Origin of the sequence: Streptomyces sp. JL2001 (assembly GCF_050917515.1) — a bacterium.
Classification (GTDB): Bacteria; Actinomycetota; Actinomycetes; order Streptomycetales; family Streptomycetaceae; genus Streptomyces.
Genome location: NZ_CP169421.1, coordinates 4,643,881 through 4,666,995 on the forward strand (window position 1 = coordinate 4,643,881; position 23,115 = coordinate 4,666,995).

Sequence of the window (23,115 nt, forward strand, 5' to 3'; positions counted from 1 at the left end):
TTCGAATGCCGCTACGTTCACCGTCGTCTCAAGCAGTCAGGCGAAAGGCACTCCGTATGCGCTCCGGGAACGGACGACACCGCAGACCCAGGCAGGCCCCCGCGATCATCGTGGCCGCAGGCGTGACGGGTTCGGCCCTCGCGCTGCCACTGCTCGGCGCAGGGTCCGCCTCCGCCGCCGACGCGGCCACCTGGGACCGGGTCGCCGAGTGCGAGTCGGGCGGCCTGTGGAGCGCCGACTTCGGCAACGGGCTCTACGGCGGGCTCCAGTTCACCCAGGAGACCTGGGAGACCTACGGCGGCACGGCCTACGCGTCCCGTGCCGACCTGGCCAGCCGCTCCCAGCAGATCGCGGTCGCCGAGAAGGCGCTCGCCGCGCAGGGCACGGAGGTCTGGGCCACCTGCGCCCCGATCGCCAAGCTGACGAACGACGGCGCCGCCCCCGAGGTCGACCCGGGCACGAGCCCCGCGCCGACCACGCCGACCGCGCCCGCCAGCCAGGCGAAGCCGGGCGCCGCCAAGCCGGCCGGGACCGCCGCCACTCCCGGGGCGCCCTCCACCTCCACCACGCCGGAAACGCCCGATGCATCCGTTACGCCCGGTACGTCGGACTCGACGGGCGACCCGGGCTCCGTCGCCGGCGAGGCGGCCGGCCCGGGCAACGGCAAGCACCGCGGCGAGGCCGCCCGCGAAGAGGGCAATGCGGGCGAGGGGCAGGAAACCGGACGTCACGCCTCGCCGGCTGACGGACAGCCAGGCGGGTCGGCCGGCGAAGCCGGTTCGGAGGAATCGGGCACCACGGACACTTCGGGCGAATACACCGTCCAGCCCGGCGACAGCCTCTCCGAGATTGCACGGGAGAACGAGCTGCCCGGCGGCTGGACCGCCCTCTACGACGCCAACCGTCAGACGGTGGGCGCCGACCCGAACCTCATCCTGCCTGGTCAGAGCCTCGACCTGAGTGAGGAACCCGTGGAAACCCAGGGGTAGTTCGAGGACTTATGTCCGTTCTGTCCAAGTGAGACATGAGTCTCTTCGTCCCGCTTGGCGTGTCCTGTCCGCAAAGTTTGCTCCGATCGCCCCTCACCTGCGTAAACACCCCTCATGGGGGAGCAGGGAGGGGCGATTTGGCCGTTTTGGCCTTCTTTGAACTTCGTGAGGTCTGTGTCTACGGTCGGGACCGCTCGCCACCGCGGGCCCCGTCGACCGGTAACGCCGAATCCTGCCGCCGGCCGAGGGGAACAGTCGTCGCGCAAGCGCCGTAGGCAGGAGCGGGGGACCCAAGGTAAGTGCCGGTCCCGGCCGTTGAGACAGACGGCCGGAATCCCGGCTCGGGGTGAAGCCGCGTGCTCGTCACGTGGCCGGGCAACTCACATGGCCCGAACCCGACAGCTCACCTCGCAGGCGTCGGTGAGGAGAATTCCCATGCTGTTTTCCGCCAAGGGCAAACACCGCCGTTCCTCCAAGGCCACCCGCGCCATCGCTCTCGCCGGTGTGGCGGGCGTCGCCGTCGCCGCCCCGCTCATGACCGCCGGGTCCGCCTCGGCCGCGACCGCCTCCGAGTGGGACGCCGTCGCCCAGTGCGAGTCCGGTGGCAACTGGTCCATCAACACCGGCAACGGCTACTACGGCGGCCTGCAGTTCTCGGCCTCCACCTGGGCCGCCTACGGTGGCACCGCCTACGCGGCCAGCGCCGACCAGGCGTCGAAGTCCCAGCAGATCGCGGTCGCCGAGAAGGTCCTGGCCGGCCAGGGCAAGGGCGCGTGGCCGAGCTGCGGCGTGGGCCTGTCCGGCGCCGCGTACACCGGTGGCACCGCCGAGAGCGCCCCGGCGCCGGAGCGCAAGGCCGAGCAGCCGACCACCCGCAGCCAGCAGCGCACGGCCCCGAAGGCGACGCCGAAGAAGGCCGAGTCGAAGAAGACCGTCACCACCCCGACCGGCAAGAAGGTCAAGAAGGGCGACGGCGAGTACAAGGTCGCCGCCGGCGACACCCTGAGCAAGATCGCCGCCGCGCAGAAGGTCAAGGGCGGCTGGGAGAAGCTCTTCGAGCTCAACAAGGACGTCGTCGAGGACGCCGACCTGATCTACCCGGGCCAGCAGCTTCACCTGAAGTGACCCCGGCGGCCCGTGTGAGTCCGGCGGCTCACCCGGGTCCTGTGACCCTCCCGCGGTGACCACCCCGGCCCGGTGCGCCCTCCCCCGTGCGCGCCGGGCCGGGGTTCTTTGCGTTACCGATCGGTAGCTTCGGGTCCCTTCGCCCCTTTATGCATGCCCTCGGGTCCTTTTTCGTCCCAGGGGGCGGGCGCCCGGCTGGCCGGAGCCTCCGAGCCGGTTAGGCTCTTGTCGCAAGGCCAAGCGACCCTGCACGGCTCTTGCGTCACATCTAGCGTCACATCCCAGAAGGAGATGCTCGTGCCGTCCATCGACGTCGTCGTAGCCCGGGAAATCCTGGACTCCCGAGGCAACCCCACGGTCGAGGTCGAGGTCGGCCTCGACGACGGCAGCACCGGCCGTGCTGCCGTTCCGTCCGGCGCCTCCACCGGTGCGTTCGAGGCTCTCGAGCTCCGCGACGGTGACCCCAACCGCTACCTCGGCAAGGGTGTCGAGAAGGCCGTCCTCGCCGTCATCGAGCAGATCGGCCCGGAGCTCGTCGGCTACGACGCCACCGAGCAGCGCCTGATCGACCAGGCGATGTTCGACCTGGACGCCACCCCGGACAAGTCCTCGCTCGGCGCCAACGCCATCCTCGGCGTCTCCCTCGCCGTCGCGCACGCCGCCTCCGAGGCCTCCGACCTGCCCCTGTTCCGCTACCTCGGCGGCCCGAACGCGCACCTGCTGCCCGTTCCGATGATGAACATCCTGAACGGCGGCTCGCACGCCGACTCCAACGTGGACATCCAGGAGTTCATGATCGCGCCGATCGGCGCGGAGTCCTTCTCCGAGGCCCTGCGCTGGGGCACCGAGGTCTACCACACCCTCAAGTCCGTCCTGAAGACCAAGGGCCTGTCCACCGGTCTCGGCGACGAGGGCGGCTTCGCCCCGAACCTGGACTCCAACCGCGCCGCGCTCGACCTCATCCTCGAGGCCATCAAGCAGGCCGGCTACGTCCCCGGCAAGGACATCGCGCTCGCCCTCGACTGCGCCGCCTCCGAGTTCTACAAGGACGGCAAGTACGAGTTCGAGGGCAAGGCCCGCTCGGCCGCCGAGATGACCGAGTACTACGAGGAGCTCGTCGCCGCGTACCCGCTGGTCTCCATCGAGGACCCGCTGTTCGAGGACGACTGGGCCGGCTGGAAGGCCATCACCGAGAAGCTCGGCTCCAAGGTGCAGCTGGTCGGCGACGACCTGTTCGTCACCAACCCCGAGCGTCTGGCCCGTGGCATCGAGGAGGGCTCCGCGAACGCCCTCCTGGTCAAGGTCAACCAGATCGGCTCGCTGACCGAGACGCTGGACGCCGTCGAGCTGGCCCAGCGCAGCGGCTTCAAGTGCATGATGTCCCACCGCTCCGGCGAGACCGAGGACGTCACCATCGCCGACCTGGCCGTCGCCACCAACTGCGGCCAGATCAAGACCGGCGCCCCGGCCCGCTCCGAGCGCGTCGCCAAGTACAACCAGCTGCTGCGCATCGAGGAGATCCTCGACGACGCCGCGGTCTACGCGGGCCGCAGCGCCTTCCCGCGTTTCAAGGGCTGACGGCTTCACACCCGGCAGTTCCGGCCGTCCCCGCACTCGGTCCCGTACCGTGTGCGGGGACGGCTCTGCTTCCGCTACCGGGAAGCGCGCCCGGACGGAGCCCGGAACAGGGGAGGCGCAGACCATGGCAGCGAAGGACCGGGACCGGTTCTCGACCGCGACCCGGATCAGGCTGCTCGGCGAGCAGACCGCCGCCCGCGTCTACCGTTCCCAGACACGCCGCCAGGCGCGCCGCTCCCGGCTCACCGGCCGCGCGGCCTTCCTGGCCCTGATCGTCTGCTCGCTCGTGGTGGCGCTCGCCTACCCGATGCGGCAGTACGTCTCCCAGCGGAGCGAGATCGCCGACCAGGAGCGCCAGGCCGCCGAGGCCGCCGACCGGGTCGAGCAGCTGAGGGACGAGAAGGCCCGGCTCCAGGACCCGGCGTACGTCCGCCGCCTCGCCCGCGAGCACCTGCACTACGTCGTGCCGGGCGAGACCGGCTTCACCGTCAACGACCCCGACGCCGAGCGGGCCCGCCGCACCGAGCAGGGCGAGGCCGGACAGCCCTGGTACTCCCATCTCTGGGAGGGCGTCGACCACGCCGACGCGGCCCGCTGACCCCACGACGCGAGACAATGGCACCGCGCCGCGGCGCCCCGCGCGCCCGTCCGCCGGTCGCCCGACCACCGCACCGCACCGAACCGCCCCCGACGAGAAGACAGACGCAGGCATGCAAACGCCCCCTCCGCAGACCGCACGCACCGAGCCCACCGACGCGGACGTCGCCGCCTTCCAGGACCAGCTCGGCCGCCCGCCCCGGGGACTGCGCGCCATCGCGCACCGCTGCCCCTGCGGCAACCCGGACGTCGTCGAGACCGCGCCGCGGCTCCCGGACGGCACCCCCTTCCCCACCACGTACTACCTGACCTGCCCCCGCGCGGCCTCGGCCATCGGCACGCTGGAGGCCAACGGGGTCATGAAGGAGATGCAGGCCCGGCTGGGGACCGATCCGGAGCTCGCCGCCGCGTACCGGGCCGCGCACGAGGACTACATCGCGCGCCGTGACGCCATCGAGGTCCTGGAGGGCTTCCCGAGCGCCGGCGGCATGCCGGACCGGGTGAAGTGCCTGCACGTCCTCGTCGGACACTCGCTGGCCGCCGGCCCCGGCGTGAACCCGCTGGGCGACGAGGCCCTCGCGATGCTGCCCGAGTGGTGGGCCAAGGGCCCCTGCGTCACGCCGTGCGCCGACAAGGACGCGGAAGAGGAGGGGAAGTGACCCGGGTCGCGGGCATCGACTGCGGTACCAACTCCATCCGCCTGCTGGTCGCCGACGTCCACCCCGAGACGGGTGAACTGGTCGAGCTGGACCGGCGGATGACGATCGTGCGCCTCGGCCAGGGCGTCGACCGGACCGGCCGGCTCGCCCCGGATGCCCTGGAGCGCACCTTCGCCGCGTGCCGCGCCTACGCCGAGGTGATCCGGGAGCTCGGCGCCGAGAGGGTCCGCTTCGTGGCCACCTCCGCGTCCCGCGACGCCGAGAACCGCGATGAGTTCGTCGCCGGGGTCAAGGACATCCTGGGCGTCGAGCCCGAGGTGATCACCGGCGACCAGGAGGCCGAGTTCTCCTTCACCGGCGCCACCGGCGAGCTGTCCGGCACCGAGAAGTACCTGGTCGTGGACATCGGCGGCGGCTCCACCGAGTTCGTCGTCGGCAACCGCCACGTCGAGGCCGCCCGGTCCGTCGACATCGGCTGCGTCCGGCTGACCGAGCGGCACGTCCGCAGCGATCCGCCGGACGCCGCGGAGGTCGACGCGATCCGCGCGGACGTCCGGGCCGCCCTGGCGCTGGCCGAGGAGACCGTCCCGATCGCCGCGGCCGGGACCCTCGTCGGACTGGCCGGCTCGGTGACCACCGTCGCCGCGATCGCGCTGGGTCTGGAGGAGTACGACTCCGAGCGGATCCACCACTCCCGGATCTCCCGGGAGCAGGTCGCGGCCGTCGTCGAGCGGCTGCTCGCCTCCACCCACGAGGAGCGCGCGGCGATCGCCGTCATCCACCCGGGGCGGGTCGACGTCATCGCCGCCGGGGCGCTGGTCCTGCTGGAGATCATGGAGCGGACCGGGGCCCGCGAGGTCGTCGTCAGCGAGCACGACATCCTGGACGGGATCGCTCTCTCCGTGGCATAACGGGCGCCCGCCGACGCGGCCCGGGAGGGCCCGCGGGGAAAGTTCGTGAAGTTCTTCACAAGGAAAAGAGTCCCCGTGGGGGCCGCAGAGGGCCATTCGGGCCTCCACGGGCCCTGCGGGGACTCTTTCGTAGGTGCGGGGGCCGCTTCGCACCATGTTTCCATCGCGTGAACGCACCCTGTGGTTCAGCGTTAACGAGTGCTCTCCAGGCCAGTTCACAAGGGGTGAACAACGTCCGCCCCGACCCCGTGGTTCCTTTGCTGCCCATGACCTGGGTCACGTGGGGCGCGGAGTGTAGCAGAGGTACCCGGAGAGCTTGTGAAGGGGCGCACGAGCGACCCCCCTCGGAGGGGTGGATACTCGATGGCATGAGCACCACGGAGCGTCCCAGGATCCTCGTAGTAGGCGGTGGGTACGTAGGCCTGTACGCAGCTCGACGCATTCTCAAGAAGATGCGTTACGGAGAGGCGACCGTCACGGTCGTCGACCCGCGCTCGTACATGACGTACCAGCCCTTCCTCCCCGAAGCCGCCGCAGGCAGCATCTCCCCGCGTCACGTCGTCGTCCCGCTGCGACGCGTCGTGCGCGGAGCCGAGGTGCTCACCGGTCGCGTCACCACCATCGATCAGGACCGCAAGGTCGCCACGGTCGCGCCGCTCGTCGGCGAGGCCTACGACCTGCCCTTCGACTACCTGGTCATCGCGATGGGCGCGGTCTCCCGCACCTTCCCGATCCCCGGCCTCGCCGAGCAGGGCATCGGTATGAAGGGTGTCGAGGAGGCCATCGGCCTTCGCAACCACGTCCTGGAGCAGCTCGACAAGGCTGACTCCACGACCGACGAGGAGGTCCGCCGCAAGGCGCTGACCTTCGTCTTCGTGGGCGGCGGCTTCGCCGGCGCGGAGACCATCGGCGAGGTCGAGGACATGGCCCGCGACGCGGCGAAGTACTACACCAACGTGAAGCGCGAGGACATGCGCTTCATCCTGGTCGACGCCGCCGACAAGATCCTTCCCGAGGTCGGCCCGGAGCTGGGCCGCTGGGGCAAGGAGCACCTCGAGGGCCGCGGCATCGAGATCTACCTCTCGACGTCCATGGACTCCTGCGTCGACGGCCACGTCGTGCTGAAGAACGGCCTCGAGGTCGACTCCAACACGATCGTCTGGACCGCCGGCGTGAAGCCGAACCCGGCGCTCGCCCGCTTCGGCCTCCCGCTCGGCCCCCGCGGCCACGTGGACGCCCAGCCGACCCTCCAGGTCACCGGCACCGACTACATCTGGACCGCGGGCGACAACGCCCAGGTTCCGGACCTCGCCGCCCGCAAGGCCGGTGTGGAGAACGCCTGGTGCCCGCCGAACGCCCAGCACGCGCTGCGTCAGGCGAAGGTCCTCGGCGACAACGTGGTCTCCGGCATGCGGGGCTTCCCGCAGGCGGAGTACAGCCACGCGAACAAGGGCGCGGTGGCGGGCCTCGGCCTCCACAAGGGCGTCGCGATGATCGTCATGGGCAAGATGAAGATCAAGCTCAAGGGCCGTCTCGCCTGGTACATGCACCGTGGCTACCACGGTCTGGCCGTGCCCACCTGGAACCGCAAGATCCGCGTCTTCGCCGACTGGACCCTCGCGATGTTCCTCAAGCGCGAGGTCGTCTCCCTCGGTGCCATGGAGACGCCGCGCGAGGAGTTCTACGAGGCGGCCAAGCCCGCCCCCGCTCCGGCCGCCGCCGCGAGCCAGGAGAAGGCCAAGGCCTCCTAGCCCTCCCGTGGTACCAGCAGGACCCGCATGACCGTAAATGCCGAAGGGTCGTCCGCCATCCGTGGTGCGGACGGCCCTTCGGCATGTCCGCCCGGGTGTTTTGCCGACTCGTTGCGCTGGTTCGGGACTGCTTCAGCCTACGGAGGGTGTTTACGTGGTGACGAGCATTTCTGGGGCACGACATCACGGAGGTGTGCACCATGGCCGACGCCGCATCGCGGCTGACGACACTCGCCGAGGACCTGCTCGGCGTCCCGTTCCCGGTCCGCCTGCGGGCCTGGGACGGCAGTGAGGCCGGCCCCACGGGCGGCCCCGTCCTGATCGTCCGGCAGCGCCGCGCACTGCGCCGGCTGGTCTGGCGGCCCGGCGAACTCGGTCTGGCCCGCGCCTGGGTGTCCGGCGAGATCGACGTCGAGGGCGACCTGTACGAGGTCCTGGACCGGCTGGCCGGACTGGTCTGGGAGCGCGGCGAGGAGGCCAGGAGCGCCCTGGAGTCCGTCCGCGACCCGAAGGTGCGGGCCGCGGCCGGCGGCCTGCTGAGACTCGCCGGACTCCTGCCGCCCCCGGCTCCGCCCGCCGAGGAGATCCGGCGGCGCACCGGCTCCCGCCACAGCAAGCGGCGCGACAAGCAGGCGATCAGTCACCACTACGACGTGGGCAACGACTTCTACGAACTGGTCCTCGGCCCCTCCATGGTCTACTCCTGCGCCTACTGGACCGAGGGCGGCACCCTGGAGGACGCCCAGCGCGACAAGCTGGACCTCATCGCGCGGAAGCTGGACCTGAAGGAGGGCGACCGGCTCCTCGACGTCGGGTGCGGCTGGGGCTCCATGGCCGTCCACGCGGCCCGCGAGTACGGCGCCCGGGTCGTCGGCGTCACCCTCTCCCGCGAGCAGGCCGTCTACGCCCGCAAGCGGATCGCCGAGGAGGGCCTGACCGACCGGATCGAGATCAGGGTCCGGGACTACCGCGACGTCATGGACGGCCCGTTCGACGCGATCTCCTCGATCGGCATGGCCGAGCACGTCGGCGCGGTCCGCTACCGCGAGTACGCCGACACGCTGTACGGCCTGCTGAAGCCGGGCGGCCGGCTGCTCAACCACCAGATCTCGCGCCGCCCCGAACCGGACGAAGCCGCCTACCACGTCGACGAGTTCATCGACGCCTACGTCTTCCCCGACGGTGAGCTGGCCCCGATGGGACGCACCCTCACGCTGCTGGAGGACGCCGGCTTCGAGGTCCGCGACGTGGAGGCGCTGCGCGAGCACTACGCCCTCACGCTGCGCCGCTGGGTCGCGAACCTGGAGAGCGACTGGCCCCGGGCGGTGCGGAGCACCTCGCCCGGCCGGGCGAGGATCTGGCGGCTCTACATGGCCGCCTCCGCCGTCTCCTTCGAGCGCAACCGGATCGGCGTGAACCAGTTCCTGGCGGTCCGGACTCCGGGGCAGGGCACCTCCGGTGTGCCGTTGCGCCCCCGGGTCTGGGACGAGAGGCGTTAGGGCGGCGCGCGTACGAGGAAGGGCCGGGTCCCCGTCGCGGGGGACCCGGCCCTTCCTCGTGCCGGCGGAGCCGTCACTCGGCCTTGATCGCGGCCAGCATGTTCAGCTTCGCCGCGCTGCGGGCCGGCCACAGGGAGGCCAGCACACCGACGAGTCCGGCCAGCACCAGGAAGACGGCGATCCGGTCCCAGGGCAGCACCAGGGCGTAGTCCGGCAGGCTGCTCTTCAGGGTCTCGCCGATCGCCCAGCCGAGGAACGAGCCCAGCCCGATGCCGACCACCGCGCCGAACAGCGAGATGACCACGGCCTCCAGCCGGACCATGCGCTTCACCCGGCGCCGGTCCAGGCCGATCGCCCGCAGCATGCCGATCTCCTGCTGACGCTCGAAGACCGACATGGCCAGGGTGTTCACGACGCCCAGCACCGCGATGATCAGGGCCATCGCCAGCAGGCCGTACATGATGTTCAGCATCATGTTGATGACGCCGCCGAACGAGTCGCGGATGTCCTTCTGGTCCATGACCGTCATGGCCGGGTTGTCGCCGAGGGCCGTCACGACGGCCTTCTCCGCCGCGGCGGACGGGCCGCCGTCCATCTTCACGAAGATCTGCGGGATGTACGGCTTGGGGTCGTGCCGGTTGAGGATCTCGCTGTCGAGGACCAGCGGCGAGACGAACTCGCTCTCCTCGAAGATCGCGCCGACCTTCAGCTCGCCCTTCTTCTTGTCGGAGAACTCCACCGGCAGGGTCGAGCCGACCTTCCAGCCGTTGTTCTCGGCGGTCTTGTCGGCGACCGCGACCCGGCCGTCGGCCAGGGAGCCCAGCGAACCGGCGACCACATGGAGGTTGAGGACCTTCTCGACGTCACCCGGGGTGACACCGGAGACGGACGCGAAGTCGTCCTTCAGCTGGACCCAGCCGGCCTGCTGCGGCGAGACCGCCGTCGCGCCCGGGGTCTTCTCCACGGCGTCCAGCGCGGCCTGGTTGAGGCCCTCGCCGCTGGCCATGGTGATCATGTAGTCGGCCTTGATCTGGTCGGTCGTCATCCGGTCCACGGCCGAGCCGACCGTGGCACCGAGCACGGACAGACCGGTGACCAGGGTGAGGCCGATGGCGAGCGCGGAGGCCGTGGCGCCGGTGCGGCGCGGGTTGCGGACCGCGTTCTGCCCGGCCAGCGAGCCGGCCACGCCGAAGGGCTTCAGGACCGGCCGCGTCAGCGCGATCACCGGGCGGGAGAGCAGCGGGATCAGCACGATCACACCGATGAGGCAGAGGAAGGCCCCTCCGGCGATCAGCATCCGGCCTTCGTCGCCGCCCTTGCCGGCGCCCAGGACGATGGCGAGCGCACCGGCACCGGTGACGATCGCGCCGATGGTGTTGCGGACGACCAGGGACTTGGTGGTGGCGACCGCGTGGACGCTGCTCATCGCGGCGACCGGCGGGATCTTCGCGGCCCGGCGGCCCGGCAGCCACGCGGCCAGCATCGTGATCAGCACGCCGACGGCGAGGGCCGAGACCAGCGGGGTGGTGCCGACGACCAGTTCGCCGTCCGGGACCTTGAGACCGAAGGCGTTCATACCGGCCCGCAGGGCCACCGCGAGACCGATGCCGAGCCCGAAGCCGACGACGGACGCGACGAGTCCGACCAGACCGGCCTCGGCCAGCACGGACCGGGTGATCTGCTTGCGCGAGGCGCCGACGGCGCGCATCAGCGCGAGCTCCTTGGTGCGCTGGGCGACCAGCATGGTGAAGGTGTTGGAGATCAGGAAGACGCCGACGAAGAGCGCGATGCCGGCGAAGCCGAGCAGCATCTGGTTGAGCGCGCCGAGGCCGGACTCGATGTCCTTGGCCTGCTGGTCGGCGAGGGCCTGGCCGGTCTGGGCGTCGGCCGAGTCGCCGACGACCTTCCGCACGGCGGTGAGGATCTTCTCGTCGTCCGCGCCCGGCTTGCCGGCGACGGTGATGTCGTAGAAGAAGCCGGGGCGGAGGTACAGCTTCTGCGCCTTGGCGGTGTCGAACAGCACGAGGCTGCCGCCGGCGTTGACCGCGCCGTCCTCGGTGGTGAAGACACCGGCGAGGGTGTAGGTCTCGACCGGGCCGTTGGTGGCCACGCGGACGCGGTCGCCGACCTGGTAGCCGCCCTTGTCGGCGGTCTCCTTGTCGAGGGCGATCTCGTCGTCCTCCACCGGGCCGGTACCGGCGGTGAAGGCGTACGAGGCGTCCTCGCCGTTCCCGCCGGGGGCGAAGTTGCCGCCCTTGTTGGACCAGCCGGAGCCGATCAGCTTGCCGGCCTTGTCCGGGACGCCGGCGAAGCCGCTGACCCGGCCGGTGGCCGTGGCGACGCCGTCGATCGCGGCGATCTTCTGCCGGGTCTGCTCGGACAGGCCCGGCGTCTTGCCCGGGTCGGCCTGGTTCGCCGCGGCGCTGACCGAGACGGCGACGTCGTCGTAGCTCTTGGCGGACTGGTTGCGGAAGGCGCCGGAGAGCGTGTCGGTGAAGACCAGCGTGCCGGAGACGAAGGCGACGCCGAGCATCACGGCGAGCACGGTCATCAGCAGCCTGGCCTTGTGCGCGAGCACGTTGCGCAAGGCGGTACGGAACATGGTGGGTGTCCTGGAGTGGGGCCGGCCGCGAGGCGCCGGGGCGCGTCGGGCGGGGGCGGAGGAGGGCGAGGGGGGAGGACGGCGCCGCCGGGAAGGAGCCGCGCGGGCGGGGCTCCGGGCCGCGGCCCGGGACGGGCGCGGCGGGGTGGCGGCGTGGCCTCAGCTCGTACGGCCCTTGGCGTCGAAGGCCTTCATGCGGTCGAGCACGCCGTCCGCCGTCGGGGCGATCATCTCGTCGACGATCCGGCCGTCCGCGAGGAAGACGACGCGGTCCGCGTAGGAGGCGGCGACCGGGTCGTGGGTGACCATGACGACCGTCTGGCCCAGTTCGCGCACCGAGTTCCGCAGGAAGCCCAGCACCTCGGCGCCGGAGCGCGAGTCCAGGTTTCCGGTGGGCTCGTCACCGAAGATGATCTCGGGCTTGGAGGCCAGGGCACGGGCCACGGCGACACGCTGCTGCTGGCCGCCGGAGAGCTGCGCGGGACGGTGGCCGAGCCGGCCGGACAGGCCGATCATGTCGATGACCTGCTCCACCCACTGCTTGTCGGGCCGGCGGCCCGCGATGTCCATCGGCAGGGTGATGTTCTCCAGCGCGGTGAGCGTCGGGAGCAGGTTGAACGCCTGGAAGATGAAGCCGATCTTGTCCCGGCGCAGCTGCGTCAGCTGCTTGTCCTTCAGGGTGCCGAGCTCGGTGTCGCCGATGCGGGCCGAGCCGGAGCTGAAGGAGTCCAGCCCGGCGACGCAGTGCATCAGGGTGGACTTGCCGGAACCGGAGGGGCCCATGATCGCGGTGAACTCGGCCTGCCGGAAGTCCACGGTGACCCGGTCGAGTGCGACCACCTGGGTCTCGCCCTGTCCGTAGACCTTCGAGAGATCCGTGGCGCGGGCTGCCACCGCGGTGGCGCGGGGCACGGTGGTGGTGGTCTTCACGAGGAGGGACTCCTGTCACTTCGGCTGTTCGGGAACCACTCCATCGTGTCGGTCGTTCCGGCCCGGGTCGTCCGTCCACGTGCCCGTTCCCGGGGCAGCCTGGAGTCGCATCGGGGGGCCGCCCTGTCCTCCTGAGGTATGACGGGAACCCCGAGTGGTCCTCCGGGAGTGCTCCCCGACCGGGTACCCCGTGGGGGAGTGCGCCACGGGGCGGCGACTTTCCGTCATTCCGAGGTGTACACCTTTGCGCCTGCGAGCCCCGTCACAGTTTGCCGATGGGGCCCCCACCTGCACTGACACACCCTCAGACCTCAATAAAATAAGACAACATCGGGCCGCTGTTCGGCTGAACGGGGGAGGCATCCCGATAGGCTCATGTGCCAACGCGGCGACGCACGCCATGCCCGGATGGTGGAATGCAGACACGGCGAGCTTAAACCTCGCTGGCCTTCGGGCCGTACCGGTTCGAGTCCGGTTCCGGGCACAGCTCCCCCTCGTCCCGCCCTCGGGCTCGCCGTGATCGTGAAAAAGATCCTCCCCGAGCACTAGGGTGATTCTTTTGCTTCCGCATTACTCTTGACGCAAGGCTGCGCAGTGCGGCCATGGAGGAGTGAGATGAGGAGCAGTAACCCGGTCTTCTCGCGACGGGGGTTCAGCCGCGACCACGGCCCCGCCGGCTTCAACGCGCAGCAGCCGCAGGCCGGGGGCCCCGCCGTCGGGACGAACCCGTATGCCCAGGGCACCGGCAACCCCTACGCGACGAACCCGTACGCGACGCAGGACACCCAGTACGCCGCCCCGCCGCAGACCCGCGGCGACGTGATGACGATCGACGACGTCGTGAGCCGTACGGCCATGACGCTCGGCACCGTCGTGGTCACCGCGGCCCTGTCGTGGTTCCTGCTTCCGGTCGACGAGGCCAACATCGGCAAGTCGTACGGCATCGCCATCGGCGCCGCCCTGGTCGCCTTCGTCCTGGCCATGGTCCAGTCGTTCAAGCGCAAGGCCTCGCCGGCGATCATCCTGGCCTATGCCGCGTTCGAGGGCGTCTTCCTGGGCGTCATCTCCGCCGCGGTCTCGACCTACATCTCGCCCGGTGTGGTCGCGCAGGCCGTGCTCGGCACGATGGCGGTCTTCGCCGGCGTGCTGATCGCCTACAAGATGCGCTGGATCCGCGTCACCCGCCGCTTCTACGGCTTCGTGATGGCGGCGGCGATCGGCTTCGTCCTGCTGATGGCCGTCAACGCGCTGTTCTCCCTCTTCGACGGCGCCGGCGACGGCCTGGGCTTCCGCAGCGGCGGCCTGGGCATCCTCTTCGGCGTGATCGGCATCATCCTCGGTGCCTGCTTCCTCGCCCTGGACTTCAAGCAGGTCGAGGACGGCGTGACCTACGGCGCCCCGCGCGAGGAGTCCTGGCTGGCGGCCTTCGGCCTCACCATGACCCTGGTGTGGATCTACCTGGAGATGCTGCGCCTGCTGTCGATCCTGCAGGGCGACGACTGACGCACCCGCGGGCGGCCCGGTCGCCCCGTGAGCGCGTGAGCGCGTGAGCACATGACGAAGGGCCCGCCCGGCATCCGCCGGTCGGGCCCTTCGGCGTACCGGGGCGCGGGGGAGCGCGGGCCGGCTGCCAGGGTGGTGGGGGCGGGCGGCGCGGGGGCGGCGGGTGAGCGGGTCTGCGGCCGGACGCCCGAAGGCCCGCCCGGGGTGCTGCCGGGCGGGCCTTCGAGCCCTGAAGGGGACGGGGTGCGGGTGTCCGCCGGCTTCGGCGGCTTCCCGGTCAGAGCAGCCGGCGGGCCGCTCGACGAAGGTCGTACTCGTGGACGATCGCCTTCGCGTGGCCGTACGCGAGGTCGTGTGCCCCCCGGAGCCAGCTGACCTTCTCCTCGAAGCGGACGAGAGAAGGGCCTTCCTCGACGGTGCGAAGCCAGTCGGAGACTTCACGACCGGTGCAATGGGGGATGCGGGCGAGCAGGTTGCGATGGGTCTCTTCGGAGAAAGCGTGGGACATCGGCGCCTCCGGACGCGTGTTGCCGTGTGCTCCTTCCCGTCACCGTGCCTGACCGTTCGCCCGTTGGCAACAGTCCCTGGAGGGCGCGTAGGGTCGCGGAGTGCTTGATACGAGTGAACTGAACGCCGTCGTCGAGCGGTTCGCCGACCGCCTGCGGGCCGCCCCGCAGAGCCGCCTCCAACGCGGCGCCGCCGCCGAAGGACTGGAGCTGGCAAGGCAGTTGGCGCTGCGCGCGCAACGGATCGAGGAGCCGGACGGCCCCCGCCGGGTCATCCCGGACGCGGGGGTCTTCGCCGTCGCGGACCAACTCGTGGTCGCCGGGCACGATCTGGCCGAAATCCTGCGAACGGCCCCGGCCGATTCCCGGGAGAGGGAACGGGACGAGGCCGTGGGGCTGGTCCGTGAGGCGGAGCGCCGGGCGGGGCTGTAACCGTCCGCCCGGAGTGCGCGGCGCGGTGTGCGGCGGCCGCGCGCTGCGTCGCGCCGGTGCGTCGCGCCGGTCAGAGCGAGGCGATGACCCGGTCCGCCAGGATGTAGACGTTCTCGGTGTCGCCACAGGAGAAGGTCAGGGCGTAGGCGCCGGAGATGCCCGAACCGCCCAGCAGGACCGGGGTGTGGCCCGCGCGCAGGGCCTCGGCGAGGCGCTCGGCGGTCTCGCGGTGGCCGGGGGTCATGCAGAGCGTGGTGCCGTCGGCGAAGACGTACACGTCGAGGGTGCCGAGCGGTCCGGGGCGGACGTCGGTCAGCGCGGTGGCCGTGTCGGCGAGCTCCTCGAGACGGGCCACCGTGCGCTCGTGGTCGGTCACGACGGGTGTCTGCACCGGCACGAAGTCGGGGTGCGAGGGGTGCCGGCGGCGGGCGGCGGCGAGCTCCGGGGAGTCCTCGGCGTACTCGGTCAGCTCGGGGAACTCCTCCAGGACGCTCTCGGCGGCGACCCCGTCGAGCGCGGCGGCCTCGGCCTCCATCGCCTCCAGCGCCATCGCCTCCAGGCCCACGAAGTCGGCCTGACGCGGCACGAAGAAGGGGGTGTCCTCGCCGGAGCCCGACAGGCCGCCGAGCAGCGAGGGGGCGTCGGCGGAGTCCCGGGCCTCCTGGGCGGCCCAGAAGGCGCGCGCCTCGGCGAGCTCCCGCTCCCGCTCCTCGGCCAGCGCCTCGGCGACCGCGGCGCGTATCTCGGCGGCGGGCGACTGCCGGGCGTGCGGCACGGAAACGCCGTGTGCGGTGGCGAGTTCGCTACGCAGAGCGGCGACCTGCTTACGGAGACCGTGGGCAGCGTGCAGGGCGGCGGCGCCCACGGCCGTGGCGGCGGCCGTGGTCACCAGCAGGGCAAGAGACATGGCGCTCACTGACGTACTCCCGATTCCGAGTCGATCCCCCGACTTCCTACATCAGCTTGGCCTGAGGGTGTGCCTCCTGTCAGTGCATTACGTCACGAATTGGACAGGTATTTGTGCCCGGTGTTTAGTCCCGATGTGGCCGTGACCTGCAGAAACGACTCTCCCCCGGGACGTAGGTCACATCCTGGGGGAGATTCGGTCACGGCTGGGACGCGGGGCGGTTGGAATCCCCGCAGGCAGGCCATGGGAGCGCTGCCGGTGCCCGACCGCACCGAACCACCCACGACCGCCCCCGACAACGGAGCGCAGGTGCCGCCCTCGTGCCTCGGGCGACCCCTACCCTCCGCTCCGGCTCAGCTCAGCCGCTCGTTCTGTCGGGTCGCGCTGGGCTTCGCCACCGCTGCGGGCAGGTGCCGCCCTCGTGCCTCGGGCGACCCCTACCCTCCGCTCCGGCTCAGCTCAGCCGCTCGTTCTGCCGGGTCGCGCTGGGCTTCGCCACCGCTGCGGGCAGGTGCCGCCCTCGTGCCTCGGGCGGCCCCTACCCTCCGCTCCGGCTCAGCTCAGCCGCTCGTTCTGCCGGGTCGCGCTGGGCTTCGCCACCGCTGCGGGCAGGTGCCGCCCTCGTGCCTCGGGCGACCCCTACCCTCCGCTCCGGCTCAGCTCAGCCGCTCGATGACCATCGCCATGCCCTGGCCGCCGCCCACGCACATCGTCTCCAGGCCGAACTGCTTGTCGTGGAACTGCAGGCTGTTGATCAGCGTGCCGGTGATGCGGGCACCCGTCATGCCGAAGGGGTGGCCGACGGCGATGGCGCCACCGTTCACGTTCACCTTGTCCAGGTCCAGACCCAGGTCCTGGTACGACGGGATCACCTGCGCGGCGAACGCCTCGTTGATCTCGGCCAGGTCGATGTCGCCGATGGTCAGACCCGCGCGCTTGAGGGCCTGCTTGGAGGCCTCCACCGGGCCGAGGCCCATGATCTCGGGGGACAGGCCCGAGACGCCGGTCGAGACGATGCGGGCGAGCGGCGTCAGGCCGAGCTCACGCGCCTTCGTGTCGGACATGATCACGAGCGCCGCGGCGCCGTCGTTCAGCGGGCAGCAGTTCGCCGCCGTCACCAGACCGTCGGGGCGGAAGACCGGCTTGAGGCCCTGGACGCCCTCCAGGGTGACGCCGGCGCGCGGGCCGTCGTCCGCGGAGACGACCGTGCCGTCCGGCGTCGTCACCGGGGTGATCTCGCGCTCCCAGAAGCCGTTCTTGATGGCCTGCTCGGCGAGGTTCTGCGACCGGACGCCGAACTCGTCCATCTCCTGGCGGCTGATGCCCTTCAGGCGCGCCAGGTTCTCCGCGGTCTGGCCCATGGCGATGTACGCGTCCGGGACGATGCCGTCCTCGCGCGGGTCGTGCCAGGTCGAACCCTCGGACTCGGCGACCGCGGCCGTACGGGCCTCCGCCTCCGCGAAGTACGGGTTGTGCGTGTCGGGCAGCGAGTCGGAGTTGCCCTTCACGAAGCGCGACACCATCTCGACACCGGCCGAGATGAAGACGTCGCCCTCGCCCGCCTTGATGGCGTGCAGCGCCATGCGGGAGGTCTGCAGGGACGACGAGCAGTAGCGGGTGACCGTGCAGCCGGGCAGGTGGTCCATCCCCATCTGCACGGCGACGATGCGGCCCAGGTTGTTGCCCTGCTCGCCACCGGGAAGACCACAGCCGAGCATCAGGTCGTCGATGTCCCGCGGGTCCAGCTCGGGGACCTTGGCGAGGGCGGCCTGGACGATGGTCGCGGTGAGGTCGTCGGGGCGCAGGTCCTTCAGGGAGCCCTTGAAGGCCCGGCCGATGGGGGAGCGGGCGGTCGAGACGATGACGGCTTCGGGCATCACGGCTCCATGAGGGTTCTGGGGTGCGGTTCTGGCAGGACTGAAGGGGAAGTTACCTGTACGTATCGCCTCGGTCACCGTGCAGACGGTGTGATGCCCGACTCTTTTCTAAGCGAGCGCTCACTTTGTCGGGCGGGGGCGGCCCTCCGCCCGACCCCGCCGCCCCTCCGGCGGGCGCGCCCCGTCACGGGTGGTGGGCGTCCGCCTCCGAGGGTGCCGGCTCGGGCGCCGCCTCGGGCAGGCGCCGCCGCCTGCGGTGCTTGAGCAGGGCCCACGGCGCCCGGGCGCCCGTGACCTCCGTGCCCGCCTCCCGCGCGGCCTCCGCGGCGGCCTTCGCCACCGGCAGCATGTTCTCGTGGCGGTCCGGCTCCAGCCGGTCCGTGTCCGGCCACACGCCCAGCGCCGCGCACAGCGTCGGGAGCATCGCCATCGACGCCGTCGCGTACCCCTCGGCCGAGGGGTGGAAGTTGTCCACCCCGAACATCTCCCGCGGGTTCGCCGCGAACTCGGGCCCCAGCAGGTCGCCCAGGGAGACCGTCCGGCCGCCCTGCTCCACCACCACGATCGTCTGCGCGGCCGCCAGCTGCCGCGACACCCGGCGCGCCAGCCAGCGCAGCGGCTGGTAGACCGGCTCGATGGTGCCCAGATCCGGGCAGGTGCCGACGATGACCTCCGCACCCGCCGTCCGCAGCCGCCGCACCGCCGTCGCCAGGCACCGCACCGACTCCGTCGCCGGCATCCGGTGCGTGACGTCGTTCGCCCCGATCATGATCACGCACACGTCCGGCGGCCCCGCCGGAGTCGCCAGCAGCAGGGAGACCTGGCGCTCCAGGTCGTCCGAGCGCGCGCCCGGCAGCGCCACGTTCCGCAGGACCACCGGACGCTCCGCGACCGCGGCCAGTCCCGAGGCCAGCAGCGCCCCCGGCGTCTGCCCCGACCGGCGGACGCCCTGGCCCGCCGCCGTCGAATCACCCAGAAGGGCCAGCCGCAGCGGCGCGGAGGCGGGGTCCGAGGACCCGAACGAGCGCCCGTAGAGACCTTCCGCCCCGGGAGGCAGCGGTGCGACCCCCCCTCCCACCGACCTCTTCGCCAACTGGACCTCGGCCAGCAGGACGCCCACGGCGGCCACTCCGAGCAGCCCGATGCTGCCGCCGCCGTATGCCGCGCCCGCCGCGATCCGCCGTGCCACCCTCGCCCTCGACATGGGGGCAGTCACCTCCTTGAAGCCGTTCAGGATCTAACTGCCCCGTAACCCGCTCCGACTACGCATACGCTGGCTGCACCATTACGGAGACCCCGGAGATTACGGTGCAATTCCACGACTCGATGATCAGCCTCGTCGGCAACACCCCGCTGGTGAAGCTCAACAGCGTCACGGCCGGCATTCAGGCAACCGTCCTGGCCAAGGTCGAGTACTTCAACCCCGGCGGTTCGGTCAAGGACCGGATCGCCATCCGCATGATCGAGGCGGCCGAGGAGAGCGGCGCGCTCAAGCCCGGCGGCACGATCGTCGAGCCGACGTCCGGGAACACCGGTGTCGGCCTCGCCATCGTGGCCCAGCAGAAGGGCTACAAGTGCATCTTCGTGTGCCCCGACAAGGTGTCCACGGACAAGATCAACGTGCTCCGCGCCTACGGTGCCGAGGTCGTCGTCTGCCCGACGGCCGTCGACCCCGAGCACCCCGACTCGTACTACAACGTGTCGGACCGCCTCGTGCGGGAGACCCCGGGCGCCTGGAAGCCCGACCAGTACTCGAACCCGAACAACCCGCGCTCGCACTACGAGACCACCGGTCCCGAGCTGTGGGAGCAGACCGACGGGAAGATCACCCACTTCGTCGCGGGTGTCGGTACCGGCGGCACGATCTCGGGCACCGGCAAGTACCTGAAGGAGGCCAGCGGCGGCCGCGTCGAGGTCGTCGGCGCCGACCCCGAGGGCTCGGTGTACTCGGGCGGCTCGGGCCGGCCGTACCTCGTCGAGGGCGTCGGTGAGGACTTCTGGCCCACCGCCTACGACGCGTCCGTCACGGACCGCATCGTCGCCGTGTCCGACAAGGACTCCTTCCAGATGACCCGCCGCCTCGCCAAGGAGGAGGGCCTGCTCGTGGGCGGCTCCTGCGGCATGGCGGTCGTGGCCGCGCTGGAGGTCGCCAAGGACCTCGGCCCCGACGACGTCGTGGTGGTGCTGCTGCCGGACTCCGGCCGCGGCTACCTCTCCAAGATCTTCAACGACGAGTGGATGGCCGACTACGGCTTCCTGGAGGACACCGAGTCCGCCACCGTCGCCGACGTCCTGCGGCACAAGTCCGGCGGCATGCCCTCCCTGGTGCACATGCACCCGGAGGAGACGGTCGGCCAGGCCATCGAGGTCCTGCGCGAGTACGGCGTCTCCCAGATGCCCATCGTCAAGCCGGGCGCGGGCCACCCCGACGTCATGGCCGCCGAGGTCGTCGGCTCGGTCGTCGAGCGCGAGCTCCTCGACGCGCTGTTCACCAAGCGCGCCTCCCTGGAGGACCCGCTGGAGCGCCACATGAGCGCGCCGCTGCCGCAGGTCGGCTCCGGCGAGCCCGTCGCCGACCTGATGTCCGTGCTCGGTGCGGCGGACGCGGCGATCGTGCTGGTCGAGGGCAAGCCGACGGGCGTCGTCAGCCGCCAGGACCTGCTCGCCTTCCTCGCGAACGGTGGCGTCAAGCACACCGTGAAGTAGCGCGACGCGGCCCGCGCGGGTGTGTTCGCGAAACCGGTACGAGGGCGACACGTACCCGCAGCACCCGCTTAACACGCGTCCGGCACATTGGTGGATGTCGGCGTCAAGGACAACGGAGCGGCTCCCGGACCTCCTGACGACGCCGCGGACGCGGAGACCGGCCCTGACCCGGGTTCGTGTCCCTCGCGGGGACCGCCGTCGTCCCGCCCCCCAGCGATGGGGGTGCGGCGGCCCCCGCGCAATCCACCGTGCCGCCCACCCCCCGCGGGGTGGGCGGCACGTCTGTCAGAAGTCCTCGTCCCGGTCCGTGCGACGGCCCGGGAGCCGGTCCCGGAGACCGTGGACGGCGTTCACCCCCACGATGCCCACCCAGGCCACGATCAGGCCCTCCAGGTCCGCCTGGGCCGCCGCGATCGCGGAGAGCGGGACGGCCAGCACGAGCGAGACGATCCCGAACCCGTAGCGCTCGCCGAAGCCCTCGACGCGGCCGGCGGCCGGCGAGCGGCCGCCCCGGGCCGCCGAGGTCTGCTGCTCGGCCAGCCGGCGCCGCACCCGGCGGTCGATGGTGGCGTCCAGACTCTGCTCGACCTTGCCCAGGAAGGACTCGATCAGCGCGGTCTCGTATTCGGTCCCCAGCTCGCGGCGGGCGTGCAGGGTGGCGTCCAGCTCGTTCTTGAGCTCTTCGGTGCGGGCGGGGTCGCGGGAATCCATGCTCGTCACCGTACGGACGGGCGGCACCGGAGTCAGTGGGGCTATCCCCCGGTTCTTCTTGCCCTGCTGCATATCCTCATGCAGAGTTCGGGGTAGGTGAATAAACCGAAGGGGGACGGTGTGAGCGACAGCCCGGCCGGACGGCTGCAGGCGCTCTTCGAAGGGCATCGGCTGACACCGACGCAGCGGCGGATCGCGCACTGCATGGTGCGTCGTGCCGCCGACGTACCCTTCCTGTCCAGCGTCGAGCTGGCCGATCTGGCCGGCGTCAGCCAGCCGTCCGTCACCCGCTTCGCCGTCGCCCTCGGGTTCGACGGCTACCCCGCCCTGCGCCGTCATCTGCGCGAGGTCGCGCCGGAGGAGAAGAAGGCCGAGGAGCGCGCGGAGTACAACGAGTACCAGCAGGCGGTCCTGGCCGAGATCGAGAACCTCCGCCATCTCGCCGGACTGCTCGCCGACCCCGCGCCCGTGGAGCGCGCCGGACGACTGCTCGCCGCCTCCCGGCCGCTGCCCGTGCTCGGGCTGCGCGCCGCCTCCTCGCAGGCGCGCGGCTTCGCGTACTTCGCCGCCAAGGTCCACCCCGACGTCCGGCTGCTCGACGAGGGCGGCTCGATGCTCACCGACCGCGTCGACGCGGCGGTGCGGGCCGGGGCGACGGCCCTGATGTGCTTCGCGCTGCCCCGCCATCCCAGAGAGGTCGTGGAGGCGCTGGAGTACGCGCGCGCGGCCGGTCTGACCGTGGTGACGGTCGCCGAGTCGGCCTTCGCGCCCGTGGCCGCGCACAGTGATCTGCTCATCCCTGCCGCCGTCGGCACCGGGCTCGCCTTCGACACGGCCTGTGCCCCGATGCTGCTCGGCCGGGTCCTGCTGGAGGCGATGGCCGACGAACTCCCGGACGCGCAGGCGCGACTGGAGGAGTTCGACACCAAGGCGGCTGCGCGGGGCCTGTTCGTGGAGTGACCCCGCGGACGCCGCCTCAGACCTCCAGCTCGTTCTCGATCTTCTTCAGCTGGTGGCGGGCCATGGCGAGGTTCGCCCGGTCCTTGCTCAGCGCCAGGTAGAGGAACAGGCCGTTGGTGCCACGCCCCTTGAGCAGCCGGATCAGGTGGTACTGGCCGTTGAGGGTGATGAGGATGTCCTCGATGTCGTCGTTGAGACCGAGCATCTCCATCGTCCGGACCTTGGCGCGGACCACGTCGGTGTTGCCCGCCGCGGCGACGTTGAGGTCGAGTTCCTTGCCCCCGCCGATGGTGCCGAGGGCCATGCCGCTGGTGTAGTCGACCAGGGCGGCGCCGATCGCGCCCTCGATCGACGCGGCTTCCTTCAGGGACGTCTCGGTGTTCGCCATGAGTGTCGCACTTCCTTCTTTTCGTGTTCGTTTTCCGTGAGGTGTTGCCGGGGAGTGGTCTTGTCAGGGGTCAGGGGAGGTCCTTGCGTTCCAGCGCCTCGTCGACGAGCTCCCCTATCCGGGCACTGGAACGGCGCGCCTCCAGGTGGAGCCGCCCCACGTTGATGCGTGGCTCCGCGAGCAGGGTGAGGACCGCCGAGCCGCCCGCCGCGTACGTCGCGACGTAGCCGTGTTCGCCGCGCACCAGGAGCTCGCGGAAGCCGCCCTGGCCGGTGGAGTCGGTCAGCCGCAGCGCCACGCCCAGGGCCGCCGCGGTCAGCGCCGCCACGCTCTCCGCCTCGCCGTCGACCGTGTCCTGGGCGAGCACCAGGCCGTCGGCGCTCGCCGCGAGGGCTCCGGTGAGCTGGGGGAGGCGGGCACGGAGCCGTCTCAGCTCACCGAGCACCTCGGCTTCTGCGGTCATCAACTGTCTCCTCTCGGCGCG

The 23,115-nt window shown here is 71.3% G+C and carries 21 protein-coding genes, 1 tRNA gene and 1 riboswitch; of the genes, 13 read left to right on the forward strand and 9 right to left on the reverse strand.

Going from position 1 to position 23,115, the window contains the following annotated elements:
* The first annotated feature begins 56 nt into the window (after positions 1-56).
* The 8 genes from ACE1OA_RS20740 (at position 57) to ACE1OA_RS20775 (ending at position 9,109) form a co-directional block, all read left to right on the forward strand.
* On the forward strand, positions 57-989 hold the full coding sequence (locus ACE1OA_RS20740) for a transglycosylase family protein (protein WP_432753199.1): 933 nt from the start codon (positions 57-59) through the stop codon (positions 987-989).
* Between the two features lie 257 nt (positions 990-1,246).
* Positions 1,247-1,421, forward strand: a riboswitch (cyclic di-AMP (ydaO/yuaA leader).
* 3 nt (positions 1,422-1,424) lie between these two features.
* Positions 1,425-2,114, forward strand: coding sequence for a transglycosylase family protein (locus ACE1OA_RS20745; protein ID WP_356605832.1), 690 nt, complete (start codon positions 1,425-1,427; stop codon positions 2,112-2,114).
* A gap of 291 nt (positions 2,115-2,405) precedes the next feature.
* Entirely contained in the window at positions 2,406-3,692 is a 1,287-nt protein-coding gene (eno, locus tag ACE1OA_RS20750) for a phosphopyruvate hydratase (protein ID WP_147978293.1), read from the forward strand.
* Positions 3,693-3,816: 124 nt separating this feature from the next.
* Positions 3,817-4,290 carry an FtsB family cell division protein gene (locus tag ACE1OA_RS20755; protein ID WP_356605836.1) on the forward strand — a complete coding sequence of 158 codons (474 nt, stop codon included), beginning with the start codon at positions 3,817-3,819 and terminating at the stop codon, positions 4,288-4,290.
* 112 nt (positions 4,291-4,402) lie between these two features.
* A complete protein-coding gene (locus ACE1OA_RS20760; RefSeq protein WP_356605838.1) occupies positions 4,403-4,948 on the forward strand; it encodes a DUF501 domain-containing protein in 546 nt (181 codons plus the stop codon).
* Positions 4,945-5,859 carry an exopolyphosphatase gene (locus tag ACE1OA_RS20765; protein ID WP_432753200.1) on the forward strand — a complete coding sequence of 305 codons (915 nt, stop codon included), beginning with the start codon at positions 4,945-4,947 and terminating at the stop codon, positions 5,857-5,859. The genes ACE1OA_RS20760 and ACE1OA_RS20765 overlap by 4 nt, the downstream gene beginning before the upstream one ends.
* Positions 5,860-6,227: 368 nt before the next feature.
* A complete protein-coding gene (locus ACE1OA_RS20770) occupies positions 6,228-7,610 on the forward strand; it encodes an NAD(P)/FAD-dependent oxidoreductase (RefSeq protein ID WP_356605842.1) in 1,383 nt (460 codons plus the stop codon).
* Positions 7,611-7,810: 200 nt separating this feature from the next.
* Positions 7,811-9,109, forward strand: a complete 1,299-nt coding sequence (locus ACE1OA_RS20775; protein ID WP_386544546.1) for a class I SAM-dependent methyltransferase — start codon at positions 7,811-7,813, stop codon at positions 9,107-9,109.
* Positions 9,110-9,182: 73 nt separating this feature from the next.
* Here ACE1OA_RS20775 and ACE1OA_RS20780 read toward each other — a convergent pair whose 3' ends face one another.
* The gene (locus ACE1OA_RS20780) at positions 9,183-11,711 is read right to left on the reverse strand and encodes an ABC transporter permease (RefSeq protein WP_384869325.1); all 2,529 of its coding nucleotides are present in this window, start codon (positions 11,709-11,711) and stop codon (positions 9,183-9,185) included.
* A gap of 159 nt (positions 11,712-11,870) precedes the next feature.
* Positions 11,871-12,641 carry an ABC transporter ATP-binding protein gene (locus ACE1OA_RS20785; RefSeq protein WP_356605848.1) on the reverse strand — a complete coding sequence of 257 codons (771 nt, stop codon included), beginning with the start codon at positions 12,639-12,641 and terminating at the stop codon, positions 11,871-11,873.
* A 402-nt stretch (positions 12,642-13,043) separates the two neighbouring features.
* Between ACE1OA_RS20785 and ACE1OA_RS20790 the strand changes: the two genes are divergently transcribed.
* Positions 13,044-13,125, forward strand: a tRNA-Leu gene (locus tag ACE1OA_RS20790).
* Between the two features lie 131 nt (positions 13,126-13,256).
* Positions 13,257-14,144 carry a Bax inhibitor-1/YccA family protein gene (locus tag ACE1OA_RS20795; protein WP_356605850.1) on the forward strand — a complete coding sequence of 296 codons (888 nt, stop codon included), beginning with the start codon at positions 13,257-13,259 and terminating at the stop codon, positions 14,142-14,144.
* A gap of 277 nt (positions 14,145-14,421) precedes the next feature.
* On the opposite strand, the gene ACE1OA_RS20800 is transcribed toward ACE1OA_RS20795, so the two are convergent.
* The gene (locus ACE1OA_RS20800) at positions 14,422-14,652 is read right to left on the reverse strand and encodes a DUF4287 domain-containing protein (RefSeq protein ID WP_356605852.1); all 231 of its coding nucleotides are present in this window, start codon (positions 14,650-14,652) and stop codon (positions 14,422-14,424) included.
* A 100-nt stretch (positions 14,653-14,752) separates the two neighbouring features.
* Here ACE1OA_RS20800 and ACE1OA_RS20805 point away from each other — a divergent pair, with 100 nt between their 5' ends.
* Complete coding sequence (locus tag ACE1OA_RS20805) at positions 14,753-15,082, forward strand: hypothetical protein (RefSeq protein ID WP_356605854.1); 330 nt, start codon at positions 14,753-14,755, stop codon at positions 15,080-15,082.
* Positions 15,083-15,152: 70 nt separating this feature from the next.
* Here the strand turns inward: ACE1OA_RS20805 and ACE1OA_RS20810 are convergent, their stop codons facing one another.
* From ACE1OA_RS20810 to ACE1OA_RS20820, 3 genes are all read right to left on the reverse strand, one after another.
* A complete protein-coding gene (locus ACE1OA_RS20810; protein WP_356605856.1) occupies positions 15,153-15,989 on the reverse strand; it encodes a hypothetical protein in 837 nt (278 codons plus the stop codon).
* A gap of 656 nt (positions 15,990-16,645) precedes the next feature.
* A complete protein-coding gene (locus ACE1OA_RS20815; RefSeq protein ID WP_356774632.1) occupies positions 16,646-17,866 on the reverse strand; it encodes an acetyl-CoA C-acetyltransferase in 1,221 nt (406 codons plus the stop codon).
* 184 nt (positions 17,867-18,050) lie between these two features.
* Positions 18,051-19,070, reverse strand: a complete 1,020-nt coding sequence (locus ACE1OA_RS20820; RefSeq protein ID WP_356605860.1) for an SGNH/GDSL hydrolase family protein — start codon at positions 19,068-19,070, stop codon at positions 18,051-18,053.
* A 104-nt stretch (positions 19,071-19,174) separates the two neighbouring features.
* Here ACE1OA_RS20820 and ACE1OA_RS20825 point away from each other — a divergent pair, with 104 nt between their 5' ends.
* On the forward strand, positions 19,175-20,572 hold the full coding sequence (locus ACE1OA_RS20825) for a cystathionine beta-synthase (protein WP_356605862.1): 1,398 nt from the start codon (positions 19,175-19,177) through the stop codon (positions 20,570-20,572).
* Positions 20,573-20,857: 285 nt separating this feature from the next.
* On the opposite strand, the gene ACE1OA_RS20830 is transcribed toward ACE1OA_RS20825, so the two are convergent.
* The gene (locus ACE1OA_RS20830) at positions 20,858-21,283 is read right to left on the reverse strand and encodes a hypothetical protein (RefSeq protein WP_356605863.1); all 426 of its coding nucleotides are present in this window, start codon (positions 21,281-21,283) and stop codon (positions 20,858-20,860) included.
* Between the two features lie 120 nt (positions 21,284-21,403).
* Between ACE1OA_RS20830 and ACE1OA_RS20835 the strand changes: the two genes are divergently transcribed.
* Entirely contained in the window at positions 21,404-22,243 is an 840-nt protein-coding gene (locus ACE1OA_RS20835) for a MurR/RpiR family transcriptional regulator (protein ID WP_356605865.1), read from the forward strand.
* Between the two features lie 16 nt (positions 22,244-22,259).
* Here ACE1OA_RS20835 and ACE1OA_RS20840 read toward each other — a convergent pair whose 3' ends face one another.
* Entirely contained in the window at positions 22,260-22,631 is a 372-nt protein-coding gene (locus ACE1OA_RS20840; protein ID WP_147978276.1) for a hypothetical protein, read from the reverse strand.
* 70 nt (positions 22,632-22,701) lie between these two features.
* Complete coding sequence (locus tag ACE1OA_RS20845; RefSeq protein ID WP_384869332.1) at positions 22,702-23,094, reverse strand: roadblock/LC7 domain-containing protein; 393 nt, start codon at positions 23,092-23,094, stop codon at positions 22,702-22,704.
* Positions 23,095-23,115 lie beyond the last annotated feature (21 nt).